Origin of the sequence: Sphaerisporangium sp. NPDC088356 (genome assembly GCF_040685555.1) — a bacterium.
GTDB lineage: Bacteria > Actinomycetota > Actinomycetes > Streptosporangiales > Streptosporangiaceae > Sphaerisporangium.
Genome location: NZ_JBFBIK010000016.1, coordinates 33,767 through 45,955, shown reverse-complemented (window position 1 = coordinate 45,955; position 12,189 = coordinate 33,767). Strand labels below are relative to the sequence as shown.

General features: G+C 69.9%; 14 protein-coding genes. 8 read left to right on the top strand and 6 right to left on the bottom strand.

Annotation, left to right across the window (positions count from 1 at the left end; genetic code table 11):
• Positions 1 to 11 precede the first annotated feature (11 nt).
• Positions 12 to 998: a hypothetical protein gene (locus AB0O34_RS09055; RefSeq protein WP_363914297.1), complete on the top strand. Its 987-nt coding sequence runs from the start codon at positions 12 to 14 to the stop codon at positions 996 to 998.
• Here the strand turns inward: AB0O34_RS09055 and AB0O34_RS09050 are convergent.
• Positions 959 to 1,303, bottom strand: coding sequence for a hypothetical protein (locus AB0O34_RS09050; protein WP_363914295.1), 345 nt, complete (start codon positions 1,301 to 1,303; stop codon positions 959 to 961). The two genes, AB0O34_RS09055 and AB0O34_RS09050, sit on opposite strands and share 40 nt — an antisense overlap.
• A gap of 158 nt (positions 1,304 to 1,461) precedes the next feature.
• On the opposite strand from AB0O34_RS09050, the gene AB0O34_RS09045 reads away from it, so the two are divergent.
• The 6 genes from AB0O34_RS09045 (at position 1,462) to AB0O34_RS09020 (ending at position 7,160) form a co-directional block, all read left to right on the top strand.
• Complete coding sequence (locus tag AB0O34_RS09045; protein ID WP_363914293.1) at positions 1,462 to 2,505, top strand: NAD-dependent epimerase/dehydratase family protein; 1,044 nt, start codon at positions 1,462 to 1,464, stop codon at positions 2,503 to 2,505.
• Between the two features lie 14 nt (positions 2,506 to 2,519).
• On the top strand, positions 2,520 to 4,244 hold the full coding sequence (locus AB0O34_RS09040) for an acyl-CoA carboxylase subunit beta (RefSeq protein WP_363914291.1): 1,725 nt from the start codon (positions 2,520 to 2,522) through the stop codon (positions 4,242 to 4,244).
• Positions 4,245 to 4,284: 40 nt separating this feature from the next.
• Positions 4,285 to 5,058 carry a maleylpyruvate isomerase family mycothiol-dependent enzyme gene (locus AB0O34_RS09035; RefSeq protein WP_363914289.1) on the top strand — a complete coding sequence of 258 codons (774 nt, stop codon included), beginning with the start codon at positions 4,285 to 4,287 and terminating at the stop codon, positions 5,056 to 5,058.
• 252 nt (positions 5,059 to 5,310) lie between these two features.
• Positions 5,311 to 5,880 carry a hypothetical protein gene (locus AB0O34_RS09030; protein ID WP_363914287.1) on the top strand — a complete coding sequence of 190 codons (570 nt, stop codon included), beginning with the start codon at positions 5,311 to 5,313 and terminating at the stop codon, positions 5,878 to 5,880.
• Between the two features lie 3 nt (positions 5,881 to 5,883).
• On the top strand, positions 5,884 to 6,369 hold the full coding sequence (locus AB0O34_RS09025; RefSeq protein ID WP_363914285.1) for a hypothetical protein: 486 nt from the start codon (positions 5,884 to 5,886) through the stop codon (positions 6,367 to 6,369).
• Positions 6,366 to 7,160 carry a GDSL-type esterase/lipase family protein gene (locus AB0O34_RS09020; protein WP_363914283.1) on the top strand — a complete coding sequence of 265 codons (795 nt, stop codon included), beginning with the start codon at positions 6,366 to 6,368 and terminating at the stop codon, positions 7,158 to 7,160. The genes AB0O34_RS09025 and AB0O34_RS09020 overlap by 4 nt, the downstream gene beginning before the upstream one ends.
• Positions 7,161 to 7,375: 215 nt before the next feature.
• On the opposite strand, the gene AB0O34_RS09015 is transcribed toward AB0O34_RS09020, so the two are convergent.
• The 4 genes from AB0O34_RS09015 to AB0O34_RS09000 all read right to left on the bottom strand — a co-directional run bounded on the left by AB0O34_RS09015 (position 7,376) and on the right by AB0O34_RS09000 (position 10,012).
• Positions 7,376 to 8,128, bottom strand: coding sequence for an alpha/beta hydrolase (locus AB0O34_RS09015; protein WP_363914281.1), 753 nt, complete (start codon positions 8,126 to 8,128; stop codon positions 7,376 to 7,378).
• Between the two features lie 153 nt (positions 8,129 to 8,281).
• Positions 8,282 to 9,040: a 4'-phosphopantetheinyl transferase superfamily protein gene (locus tag AB0O34_RS09010; RefSeq protein WP_363914279.1), complete on the bottom strand. Its 759-nt coding sequence runs from the start codon at positions 9,038 to 9,040 to the stop codon at positions 8,282 to 8,284.
• Positions 9,037 to 9,324, bottom strand: coding sequence for a hypothetical protein (locus AB0O34_RS09005; RefSeq protein WP_363914277.1), 288 nt, complete (start codon positions 9,322 to 9,324; stop codon positions 9,037 to 9,039). The genes AB0O34_RS09010 and AB0O34_RS09005 overlap by 4 nt, the downstream gene beginning before the upstream one ends.
• 415 nt (positions 9,325 to 9,739) lie before the next feature.
• Positions 9,740 to 10,012, bottom strand: a complete 273-nt coding sequence (locus tag AB0O34_RS09000) for a phosphopantetheine-binding protein (protein ID WP_363914275.1) — start codon at positions 10,010 to 10,012, stop codon at positions 9,740 to 9,742.
• 262 nt (positions 10,013 to 10,274) lie between these two features.
• Between AB0O34_RS09000 and AB0O34_RS08995 the strand changes: the two genes are divergently transcribed.
• Complete coding sequence (locus AB0O34_RS08995) at positions 10,275 to 11,702, top strand: wax ester/triacylglycerol synthase family O-acyltransferase (RefSeq protein ID WP_363914273.1); 1,428 nt, start codon at positions 10,275 to 10,277, stop codon at positions 11,700 to 11,702.
• Here AB0O34_RS08995 and AB0O34_RS08990 read toward each other — a convergent pair.
• Positions 11,695 to 12,117, bottom strand: coding sequence for a pyridoxamine 5'-phosphate oxidase family protein (locus AB0O34_RS08990; RefSeq protein WP_363914271.1), 423 nt, complete (start codon positions 12,115 to 12,117; stop codon positions 11,695 to 11,697). The two genes, AB0O34_RS08995 and AB0O34_RS08990, sit on opposite strands and share 8 nt — an antisense overlap.
• Positions 12,118 to 12,189 lie beyond the last annotated feature (72 nt).

Below are 12,189 nucleotides of genomic sequence, written 5' to 3'. Positions count from 1 at the left end.
GGAGGCGAGCCATGGACATTTCCGTCATAGGTGTTCCGGCTGAAGCAGTAGAGATCTATCGGTACTTCCTTCGACACCGTGGCGACGGCATCGGCTCGATCCGCCAGGCACTCGACCTGGACCCCGACACGATCGAGGGTGCGATCGAGACGCTGGGAAGACTGTCCCTGCTCGACCTCACCGACCGCCACCGGGTGGTGGCCACCGAGCCGAGAATCGGCATCGAACGCCTCATCGAGCAGCGTCTCAACGAGCTCAACACGGAGATCCGCCGCGTTCTGACCACACGCGACGCCATCGCCTCCTTCATAGAGGATCAGCGGCATGGCGAGAACGCGACGTCGGCGCTCGACATCGAACGGGTGGAAGGCCTCGACCGCGTCCGCCAGCGACTCGACGACCTTGGGTTCTTCTCGTACAAGGAAACGTTGTGCCTGCATCCGGGGGGACCCCTTTCACTCGGCGCCATCGAAACGGCGCTGCCTTTGGATACTCGCTCGTTGCGCCGTGGGCTCGCCGTCAAGGCGGTCTACCATCCCAAAGCACTCGACGATCAGAACATGTCGGCATATCTACGTGAGGTCGTCAGCCTCGGCGGCCAGATTCACATCACAGAAGACCCCATGGACAGGATGTTGATTTTCGACCGCAGTATCGCGGTCGTTCCCATTCATCCGAAGGAAAGCTCCCGGGGCGCGCTGCTCGTGAAGGAACCCGGCCTGGTCTCACAGTTGGTCACCTATTTCGACGGGGTGTGGGACGCCGCCACCGATTTCCGCGAGTTCACCGAACCCAGTACGGACGCGCCGCTTCTCTCCGAGCTGGAGAGAAAGGTGCTGGAGGTGATGGCGAGGGCGGACAAGGACGAGATCGCGGCACGTGAGATCGATGTCTCGGTCCGTACCTACCGGCGTTACGTCGCGGACCTCATGGCCCGGCTCGGCGCCGTCAACCGCTTTCAGGCCGCCCTCCGCGCCAAGGAGGAGAACTGGATCTGACGGCCCTCGTACGGCCCCACGGCGTCGCGTCGCGGCCCCGGTGGCCCGTGCCGGCCGTCGGCCAGGGTGTAGCGGGTCGCGAGCTGCCAGTCCCCGGCCTCCGGATCGGCGAGGATCGCGCGCCGGGTCTCCGCCGGCGCATCGTCATTGCCACCGGCATCGTCATTTCCACCGGCACCGGACCGCCGCACTCCTGAATTCCGGTATTTCATTTTCAGGCCCTTCTGCCGTTCGTCGTTTTCGTTCTCGTGCCACCAACTCTCCGATATCCGCGGTCGCCGTGCCAGACAATTCGGCGTCATCAAGTTGCACGCCTTTAACAGCATCCTGCCAACGCTCCCACGCGTGCCGGAGATCGATAGTGGTGATCCACGCGCGCCCTTACACCGGGTCAAAGCACACTCGGAGGTGACAGGCGGGAGGGGCAGGCATTTGACTGGTGTGGATCAGAGGAGATGGTCTGATGCTGGTGAGCGTGACCGGCGGTACGGGATTCGTCGGCGCCCATTCGGTCGCGGCGATTGTGCAGACGGGCCACCGGGTTCGGATGCTCGTCCGCGACATCTCGAAAGTCGACCGCGCTCTCGCGCCGTTCGGCCTCGGCCGCGACGACGTCGACGCGGTGCCGGGAGACGTCACCGACGAGGCGAGCGTGGCCCGGGCGATGCGCGGTGCCGACGCCGTGTTGCACGCGGCGTCGGTGTATTCCTTTGACAGCAGGCTCCGCGCGCGAATGCGCGAGGTCAACGGGAGGGGCACGGAGCTCGTGCTCGGCGCCGCGCGGCGGGCAGGGGCGAGCAAGATCGTCCACGTGTCCAGCATCGTCGCGATGTTCCCGGCCCCCGGCCGGGTGATCGACGAGGGCTCGCCGGTCGGCCGGCCCCGCGAGACGTACATGGCGAGCAAGGCCGAGGCGGAGGTGATCGCGCGCCGGCACCAGGAGGAGGGGGCGCCGGTGGTCATCACCTATCCGCCCGCCCTGCTCGGCCCGCACGACCCGAACCTCGGCGACCAGAACGCGCGCCTGCGAGGCGTGCTTCGCGGGCTCACCCCCATATGGCCGCTCGGCGGGTTCCCCGTCGGCGACGTGCGGGACACCGCCGCGCTGCACGCCAAGGTGCTGGCCTCGCCGGCCGGCGGGCCGGACCGGCACTTCGGGCCCGGCCGCTACCTGTCGACGCGGGAGTACGTGAACGTGCTGCGCGAGGTCACCGGGCGAGCGCTTCCGACGCTGTTCCTGCCGGCCCGGGGGATGATCCCGATCGGGCTGCTCACCGATCTGGTCCAGCGGGTGTGGCCGTGGCACATCCCCGCCGAGTACGGGGCCATCTACACATGCGCCTGCGCCACCCGGGTGGCCGAGAACGCGGGCACGTCCGGCATCGCGCCCCGGCCCGTCGCCGAGACCGTCGGTGACACGGTGCGCTGGCTGTACGAAAGCGGCCGCCTGTCCGCTCGGCAGGCGGGGTCGGTACGGCCGAGCCTGACGTCTGTAGGAGCGCAATGAGGGGAGATGCCGCCATGAGCGAGCGGATCGCGACAAGCCCGAGCCTTGACTACCCTGCGACGGGGGCACCGGTGAGCACCGTGGAGCTCGACTTCGTGCCGGTCTCCGTGCCCAGGCGGACCAAGGACGGCGCCCGCGCCCGCCCCGACGAGCACGCGAACGGGGACGGCCGGGAGGAGGCGCCGCCGCCCCGGTCGATGGCGGCGCTTCGCGAGCGGCACGCGGGACTGCGCGACGGGATCGTCTCCGGCCGCCCCCAGGGGGTCGAGCGGCAGCACGCGCTCGGCAAGCGCACGGCGCGCGAGCGGATCGACACGCTGCTCGACGAGGGCTCGTTCATCGAGCTCGACATGTACCGCCGCCACCAGGCCCACGGCCTGCGGATGGAGGACAACCGCCCGCACACCGACGGCGTGGTCACCGGGTCGGGCACGATCGACGGCCGCCGGGTGTTCGTCTACGCCCAGGACTTCACGATCTTCGGCGGATCGCTCGGCGCGGGGCACGCGTCCAAGATCCACAAGGTGATGGATCTGGCGATCTCCACCGGGTCCCCGCTGATCGGGCTGATCGACAGCGGCGGCGCCCGGATCCAGGAGGGCGTGGTCGCGCTCAGCGGGTACGGCGGGATCTTCCAGCGCAGCGTCCAGGCGTCGGGCGTGATCCCGCAGATCAGCGTCGTGCTCGGGCCGTGCGCGGGTGGAGCCGCGTACACCGTGGCGCTGGCGGACTTCGCCTTCATGGTCCGCGACACCGCGCAGCTGTACCTCACCGGGCCCGATGTGGTCGAGGCGGTCACCGGGCAGCGGGTCACCCACGCGGAGCTGGGCGGCGCCGACGTCCACGGCAAGCGCTCCGGTGTGGCGACGTTCGTGCACGACGACGAGGAGAGCTGCCTGCAGGACGTGCGGTACCTCGTCTCGATGCTGCCCGGCAACAACCTGGAGTTCCCGCCCAGCGCGCCCTCCCGCGACGCGACCATGGACCTGCGGCCGAGGCTGGCCGAGATAGTCCCGGTCGAGCCGAACAGGCCGTACGACATGCGGGCGGTCGTCGCCGAGCTGGTGGACGACGGCGAGTTCCTGGAGATGCACCAGGACTGGGCGCAGAACGTGGTCTGCGTGCTGGCCCGCATCGACGGCGAGGTGGTCGGCGTGGTCGGCAACCAGCCGATGGTGCTGGCCGGCGTACTGGACGTCAACGCGTCCCAGAAGGCCGCGCGGTTCGTGCGGTTCTGCGATGCCTTCAGCATCCCGCTCGTGACGCTCATCGACGTGCCGGGCTTCCTCCCGGGCGCCGACCAGGAGTACGAGGGGATCATCCGGCACGGCGCCAAGCTGCTGTACGCCTACTGCGAGGCCACGGTGCCGCGCATCCACGTCATCGTGCGCAAGGCGTACGGCGGCGCGTACATCGTGATGGACTCGCGCACCATCGGCACGGACCTCTCGCTGGCGTGGCCGACGAACGAGATCGCCGTGATGGGCGCCGAGGGCGCCGTGAACGTCATCTTCCGCAAGGAGCTGGCCGCCGCCGCGGACCCCGCGAGGCTGCGCTCCGAGCTGGTGGCCGAGTACGCCGAACAACTCATGCACCCGCACTACGCCGCGGAACGAGGGCTGGTCGACGATGTCATCGATCCGGTGCAGACGCGCTCGGCGGTCGCGCGCGGGCTGGCGATGCTGCGCAACAAGCGCAAGCCGTCGCCGCAGCGCAAGCACGGTAACGTGCCTCTGTGACCGTCATGCGAGTTTCGGACGATACAGCGGAGAGTGGCGCATGGCGGGTGGCCCGTACGAGACCGTGACGTCCGCGTCCGGCGCGGAGCGCGTGCCCGGCACCTCCGATACGGGGACGGCGTCCGCCTCCGGCTGGGAGCGGGTCCCCGAGGCCGTGGCCTACCGCCAGGTCCGGGAGAACCTCTCCCGGCTGCTGACGAGCCGCCCGGACGCGGGCGGCATCCCCGTCGCCGCGTGCCCGGAGTGGACGGTCCGCGACGTCATCGCGCACCTGGTCGAGATCTGCGCCCGGGTGACGGGCCGGTCCGGAGAGCGCCCGGCGGCGGAAGCCCCGTCCGGCGGAGACGCCGGCCTCGCGGATCTTCTCGCCGCGTGGGCCGACGCGGGCGAGCAGGTGGAGCGGCTCGTCGCCGCGGGCGCGGCCCGGCGGGCCCCCATCCTGGTGATGGACGCGTTCACCCACGAGCTGGACGTCCGCCACGCCCTGGGCGTGCCACCGCCCGCCGGGCACCCGGCGTACCCGGGCGCGCTCGACGTCGTCGTCTCCGGGTTCTCCGCCGAGGTGGACAGGCGCGGGCTTCCCCCGCTGCGCATCGAGACCGATGGCACGTGGTGGGTGGCCGGCCAGGGAGGGCCGCCGGTGGCCACGCTGGGCGCCCCCCGGCACGACCTGTTGCGCTCGCTCGCGGGGCGGCGCACGCACGCGCAGATAGCGGAGCTCTCCTGGAGCGAGGACCCCGGGCCGTGGCTGCCCGCCTTCGCCTGGGGCCCGTTCGTCCCGCCCGAGCGACCGGCCGAGGACGCGGTGAGCTGAGGACGAGGTGAGCTGAGGACGCGGTCAGCCGAGGGCGCGGTGGGTTGGGCTCGTGGTGGGCCGAGAGCCCGCCGTCGCGGTCCGGTGGCGGTAAGTGAGCAAGCCGGAAGAAGACCGTGCCCGGAGTGGCCCGCGACAATTGGACGCAGGTTCCCGGCGCCGTCGCGAGATCGCGGGCGGAGGAGAGCTTCCTCTGCGCGGTGAGCCGTGCGCCGGGCTCGCGGTCAAGATTCCTGAGATCGAGGTTTGCGCATGGCGACCGAGGCAGTAACGACCACTCCAGTCAAGGTGAACGCCCTCAACAGCCGATACCACAAGACCGCTCTGCAGGTCTTCGCGGTGATCGTCCTGGCCCACTGGGCCGAGCACATCGCCCAGGCGATCCAGATCTGGGTCCTCGGCTGGCCGATCCCTGAGGCGCGTGGCGTGCTGGGCGTGCCCTTCCCGTGGCTGATCAAGTCCGAGTGGATGCACTATGGCTACGCGTTGCTGATGCTGATCGGCCTGATCATCCTGAGGAAGGGCTTCACCGGTAGCTCGCGCACGTGGTGGAACGCGGCGCTCGTCATCCAGATCTGGCACCACTTCGAGCACCTGCTCCTGCTCAGCCAGGCCCTCAGCGGGTCGAACCTCGCGGGCCGCCCCGTGCCGACCAGCATCATCCAGCTCCTGGTGCCTCGTGTGGAGCTGCACCTGTTCTACAACACCGTCGTCTTCATCCCCATGGTGATCGCGATGATCCGCCACCTGCGGCCCAGCCCGTCCGAGCGTGCCGTGATGGTGTGCGCCTGCGCCCGCCCCGCCCACGCGCACGGCTGGTAAGGGATGACGCCGGAACACGGGAGGCGCGGGCGCTCCCCGTTCTTCACCGTGGTCCTGACCCTCGTCGGCGCCTTCCTGCTGTACCTGGTCGTGCCCAACGTCGGCCCGACGCTGCGCGCGGCGCGGGGCGACGGCGACCCCGGCGTCTTCACCGCGCGGAGCGTCAGCTGCATCCAGCACCCCGGCCACGAGAGCTGCTCGTGGCTCGGGGAGTTCCGTTCCGACGACGGCAGGATCGACCGCGCCGAGGTCGCGCTGTACGGCAGCGACCGAGATTCACTCAGCCCTGGGATGGACACCAAGGCCATCGACGTCGGACGCCCCAACCTGGTCTACGGGCCCGGCGGCTCCAACGAATGGATCTTCACGGCCCTGGTGTTCCTCGCCGGGCTTCTCGTGCTGGTGTTCGCGTACGCCGGCCCGGTGCGCCGCCTGCTCACCGCTTCCGCGCCGGAGGAGACGGCGGTACGAAGCGTGTCCCACGGGTGAGCGCGCCGCCCGCCGGTGAGCGGCGGCGAGCGTGGTCGCGTGCCGGTGGGGGCGCGACGCCGAACATCATGATCGTCGGAGACTCGATCAGCCAGGGGCGCGAAGGCGACTACTCCTGGCGGTACCGGTTCTGGCGGAACCTCACCGAGCTGGAGATTCCGGCGCGCTTCGTCGGGCCGTGGGCGGGTACCTGGGTGTCCTCCGCGGTCCAGCCGGGCGACCACCCGGCCCACCCGGCGGACCCCGTCCACGCCGGCCGTTACCGGCGGGGCATCGCGTTCGGCGGGAGCAGGCACTACGCGAGCTGGGGGCGCATGCTCCGCGAGGCCAAGGACAACATCCGGGACGCCGTCGCCGCCTACGACGCCGACTACCTCATGGTCGCGCTGGGATTCAACGACCTGGCCTGGGGTGTGTCCCGTCCCGCCGGTCTGCTGGCGGACGCCGAGACCTTCGTCCGGCGGGCGCGTGACTCCAATCCGGACGTCCAGCTCCTGATCGCCAACGTCGTGCACCGCACACGGCTGCGCGACCATCCGAGCCTGGCGCGCGACATCACTACCTACAACCGGGAGCTGTCCTTCAGCCTGGCGGCGATGTCCACCGCCCGGTCGCGGACCGTCCTGGTCGACCTGGACGGTGTCTACGATCCGTACGGCGACGCCTACGACGGCGTCCATCCGAACAGCGGCGGCGAGATCAAGATCGCGCTGGCCTTCGAGCGGGTCTTCTCTTTGGAGTTCGACTACGGGCGGGCCGGTCTCCTCGCCCCGGTGCCCGCGGTCCTCTGAGCCGGCCGGGGGCATGGCGAGGCGGTGCCGTGCGGGCTGTGGTGGAGAGGGATGGGATCGCGGCGCGACATCTGTGTTCCCGAACGGAACGTGTCGCGTGATGCCGCCGACCCCGGGCCCGCCAAGGGGCCGTCTGTCGTGCCGGGTCTGTCTCTTGTCGTGCCAGGTCTGTCGTGCCAGGTCTGTCGTGCCGGGTCTGCCGTGCGGGGGCCGGGCTACGCGGGGCGGGCCGGGGCGTACGGGGGGTTCTCGTGGGAGGCGATCGAGGTCAGGATCGTGACGAGCTGGTCGGGCGCCGAGACCATCGGCCAGTGGCCGGTGTTGATGGTGTGGAAGGTCCAGTTCGGCTCGGCGCGCATGGCGGCGACGTCGTCGGAGACCCGGCCGCCGAAGTGCTCCTTGGAGCACACGATGTAGCTCGCCCGCTGCTGTGCGAGCGGCCGCGTCAGGACGGCGGGCTCTGAGAGCGTGTGCCCTGGATGCCCGACGAAGCGCTCCACCAGCCAATGGGCCTGCTGGGTCGACAGATCTTGCCCCTCGGCCACGATCGTGACATCGGGGATCGGCCAGCGCCCGCTGTTCTCGGCGATCAGCTCCAGCTCGCCGGCGCGCTGACGCTCGGGAAAGGCGTGGAGCATCGACTTGCCGTCGTGCGGCAGGAAACCCTCGACGAACACGGTGTGCGTCACGCGGTCGGGCGCCCGGTCGGCCACCAGGCCGGCGACGATGCCCGAATAGCTGTGCCCGACGACGATGACGTCGCGCAGGTCGTCCTTCTCGAGGATCGACAGCACATCGTCCACATGGGTGGCGAGGCCGACGGTGGAGACGTCGGCGTCGGGGCTGGACAGGCCCGACAGGGTGATCGGGCGGACCTGGTGGCCGAGGCTACGCAGCCCTCGGGTCACCGGCTCCCACGCCCAGGCGCCCATCCACGGGCCCGGAATGAGGATGTAATGATTCTTCACGGCAGGTCAGGTTCCTCTCCTTTACAGCTAGACTGCCTCTCAACAATACGGAAATCGGACCTGGCGGTTAGTTTATCGGCGCGGCCGGGGGCCCTGCCGAAGATGAATTCCCGTAGTTATTCAACAGTCTCGTGCTGATCGCGTCAATGGTGGTCAGGCGGCTATGGGAGCCGCGGAAGAGAACAGGTTGCGGCCGACGGCGGTGGTCTCCCATTCGGAGACCGTGATCGAGGTGTCGTCCGTGAGGACCGCCACCACGCCGACGTACCCGTCACCGGGGTAAAGGGTGGTGATTTGCACGCTTTGCGGGGAAATCTCGAGGGGCCACGCGAGCAGTTCGGGCTTCTCCAGGGGACCGCTGACCTCCACCTTGTCCGGGGGGATCCGCAGCCCGTGGCCGGTCGCCTTGAGCACCGCCTCCTTGCACACCCACATCCGCGCGAAGCCGGCCTGCTGGTCCCGCTCGTGAAGCGTGCCGAGTACCGCCTGCTCGGCGGGTGACAGCGCGCACCGTACGAGCTCGCTGACCGGCGCCGTCGGCACCTCCTCGACGTCGACGCCCACCGGGCCGGCGGTCGTCAGTGCCACCGCGACGCGGCTTCCCGAGTGCGAGATCGAGGCGTGCAGGTTGTCGCCGGTGAGGATGTACGGCCTGCCGTGCGGCTTGTCGCAGCTCCCGCAACGCCGCTCGATGGGCACATTCTCCGGCGGTATGTCCAGCTGGCTGGCGGCGGTGGTGCGCAGCAGCCAGGAGGCGGTGAGGAAGCGGAGCCTGTCCTGCTCGCGGCGGTAGGTCTTGGCACGCGTCAGCTCGGTTTCGTTGAGCACGCTGAGCAGAGTCTCGATCGGCTGGTCCCGCGGGTCCGCCCACCATACGCGGCATTCGGCGGTCTTCAGGGCGAGAGCGTTCATGGCGTGTCCTCCTTCGCTTGGTTGTGGCGGTTGGTCAGGGCGTGGCAGTTGACGAGCTCCCAGTCGCTCACTTCGGGGTTGGTGAGGATGGCGGTCACCTCGGCGCGGATCTGCGCACTGGTGATCTCCTCGTCGGTATGGACCCGGATGGCGATGTCGCCGGTGACGTTCTTGAGGTCCTTACGCCATTCCTTCGGCAGCAGGGCCAGTATCCGGATTCCGTCCACCGGTGAATTCGGTAACGGCTCTCCGGCCGTACGGCGGATTGTCAGTTCGACCAGCATCTGATTTCTTCCTCAGTCCCAGGTGGTGCCGGGCGTGGCTTTCGCGGAGTCCCAGGTGGTGCCGGCGGCGATTTTGAATCCGGCGGAGTGGTTCGAGTTCTTCATTTCCGGTTCTCCTTTCATTGGCTGTGGTGTTCGTTCTCGCACAACCAACTCTCGGCGACTCGGGGGCCGCGAACCAGACGATTCCAAGTCAGCAAGTTGCACGCCGGTAGCAGCTTCCTGCCAACGGCCGGCCGGGCTTGCCCGCGCACGACGGGCTGAGGGGAACAACGCCAGGTAGACGGCCCGCGCGACGTGCGCGCAGGCCGCCGGAGATGAGGGCGTGGCTACATCCGGACAGGGTCCCGGTCAGGGCGTGCCGGAAGGCGCGGCGCCGGGGTGGCCCGGGAAGGAGATGCCAGTGCGGCGGGGGCTATTCGCCCTGCTCGTCGGGAGACGAGACGGTCCGCGCCTTCGTCATGACGTGGCGCACGAAGGCGTCCAGGCGCTGGTGGTCGAACAGGTCGCCCACCTCGACCCTGACGCCGAGCTCGTTCTCGATACGGGCGACGATTCGCAGGGCGGACATTCCCCGCCCGCCCAGCTCGGAGAACGTGGCATTCGTCTCGCCGGCCGAGACGCCGAGCACGTCTTTCCATATTTCCTCGACGCGCTCCTCGATTGCCGAAGAACCTATGTCCCCCACGCGACCACTCCCATTCGACGCCTCTTCACGTGCCCGGCACCCCCTGGAAGGACCGCACCCACTCGCCATTGGCGCATATTGGGCCCCGCCCGGCAACACCACGGGCGGGTTCAGTGCCTGGTGTCCGTCCACCGGTTCGGTGCCTGAACGGTACGCGGGACCGGCATCGTACGGGCGGGAAGGGGCAGGTAGGGAGGGGACGGACGTGCGCGGGGACAGGAGCGGGCGCGTTGGCCCGGACCGAGATCGAGGAGGTGGGCCCGTGCGGCAGCTCAGCGCGCTCGACGCGCAGTTTCTCAGCTTCGAGAGCGAGACGAACGTCGCCAACGTCGCCGGGCTGTCCATCCTGGAAGGCGAGGTGGCGCGTGACGACCTCGTCAAGCTCGTCGAGGAGCGGTCGGCGCTGGTCGCGCCGCTCCGGGAGAGGGCGGTGCCGGTGCCACTCGGCCTCGACCATCCGTACTGGGTGCAGGACGAGGCGCTGGACCTCGACTACCACGTGCGCGAGCTGGCGCTCCCGTCGCCGGGGACCGACCGGCAGCTCGCCGCGCAGGTGGCCAGGCTGCACGCGCGGCGGCTGGACCGGCGCCACCCGCTGTGGGAGATGTACCTGATCCACGGGCTGCAGGGCGGCCGTACCGCGCTCTACACCAAGCTGCACCACGCCGCGATCGACGGCATCGGCGGGGCCGACGTGCTCGCCGCGTTCATGGACGTCGAGCCCCGGCCGAAGCGCCGCGCCGCCGAGCGGCCGGCGGAGCCGGAGCAGGCTCCGGAGACGGCGGAGATGCTGCTCAGGACCGCCGGCCGGCTGGTCGCCAACCCGGCGCACCTGCTGAGGTTCATCGCCGAGGCGATGCCCTACCTGGACGAGATCCCGATCATCTCCCGGCTTCCCGGCGCCGTGCCGGTGTCGCGGGCCACGCGCTGGCTGGCCCGGCAGGTCGGCCTCGGGCAGGAGGTCCCCGAGCTGCCGAAGATGATCGCGCCGCGGACGCCCTTCAACGGCCCGGTGTCCGCGCACCGCCGGTTCGCGTTCGTGGAGCTCCCGCTCGACGAGGTCAAGCAGATCAAGAACGCCTTCGGCATCACCGTCAACGACGTGGTCATGACCCTGGCGGCGACGGCCGTCCGGCGCTGGCTGATCGCGCACGACGCGCTTCCGGACGAGCCGCTGGTGGCCGGCATCCCGTTCTCGCTCAGGGACGTGGACGAGGAGGGGCCGGGCAACCAGGTCACGCTCATGATCACCTCGCTGGACACCCAGATCGACGATCCGGGCGAGCGGCTGGAGGCGGTCCACCAGGCCATGCGGCGGATCAAGGACCGCTTCAATCTGGCCCCCGCCCGCTGGCTGCGGCACCTGAGCGAGAGCATGCCGGCCGCCCTGACCGGTCTGGCGGACCGCGCCGCCTTCGGGCTCGTCGCCCAGACCTCGCCGCCGGTCAACCTGATCATCTCGAACATCCCAGGGCCGCAGATCCCGCTGTACGTGTGCGGGCGGCGGCTGCTCGCGCAGTACCCCGTGTCGGTGGTCACCGACGCGAGCGGAGGCCTCAACATCACGGCCTTCTCCTACAACGGGCAGATCGCCGTGGGGGTCGTCGCCTGCCGCACGATGGTGCCCGACGTGTGGAGCGTCACCGGCTACCTGCGCGAGGCGCTGGAGGAGCTGAAGGCGCTCACGTGAGGGCGGCCTCCCCGTGGATCCGGCGTCCGGAGATCTGCTGGGGGAACATGACGATGAACTGGTCACCGCCGCCCCGCGCCCACGGGGTCAGGGGGAGCAGGGCCAGCCGTTGGATCTCCGCGAGGTCCTGAACGGCCCGCGCGTGGCCGACCATGGTCACCGACCATCCCTGGTGCGTCCGCGCGTCGAACTCGTCCACCTCGAACGCGACGACCGCGTTCCGGGCGGCGGACGCCAGCCGGGAGCCGGCGGTGGTCCTGATCACGACGTGCTCGCCGTCCAGGACGAAGCCGACGGGCTGGACGGCGGGGAGGGCGCGGTCGGTGAACACTATGCGCCCGACGGGGACGGAGGCGAGCAGCGCGAGGCACTCCTCGCGCGACAGCACCTGCAGGCCCGCCGAATCCAGTGTCATGGGTCCAGATTGCCCGACGCGGGCGGCGGCCGATCAGGGCCGAAGGTCCCGTCATTCCCCGGCGATCGGCCC

What these genes read in the sequence shown, in the direction of transcription:
- AB0O34_RS09045 (WP_363914293.1), top strand. Translation starts at nt 1,462, where the DNA reads ATGCTGGTGAGCGTGACCGGCGGTACGGGATTCGTCGGCGCCCATTCG.
- AB0O34_RS09055 (WP_363914297.1), top strand. Translation starts at nt 12, where the DNA reads ATGGACATTTCCGTCATAGGTGTTCCGGCTGAAGCAGTAGAGATCTAT.
- AB0O34_RS09025 (WP_363914285.1), top strand. Translation starts at nt 5,884, where the DNA reads ATGACGCCGGAACACGGGAGGCGCGGGCGCTCCCCGTTCTTCACCGTG.
- AB0O34_RS08990 (WP_363914271.1), bottom strand. Translation starts at nt 12,117, where the DNA reads ATGACACTGGATTCGGCGGGCCTGCAGGTGCTGTCGCGCGAGGAGTGC.
- AB0O34_RS09030 (WP_363914287.1), top strand. Translation starts at nt 5,311, where the DNA reads ATGGCGACCGAGGCAGTAACGACCACTCCAGTCAAGGTGAACGCCCTC.
- AB0O34_RS09035 (WP_363914289.1), top strand. Translation starts at nt 4,285, where the DNA reads ATGGCGGGTGGCCCGTACGAGACCGTGACGTCCGCGTCCGGCGCGGAG.
- AB0O34_RS09005 (WP_363914277.1), bottom strand. Translation starts at nt 9,324, where the DNA reads ATGCTGGTCGAACTGACAATCCGCCGTACGGCCGGAGAGCCGTTACCG.
- AB0O34_RS09010 (WP_363914279.1), bottom strand. Translation starts at nt 9,040, where the DNA reads ATGAACGCTCTCGCCCTGAAGACCGCCGAATGCCGCGTATGGTGGGCG.
- AB0O34_RS09040 (WP_363914291.1), top strand. Translation starts at nt 2,520, where the DNA reads ATGAGCGAGCGGATCGCGACAAGCCCGAGCCTTGACTACCCTGCGACG.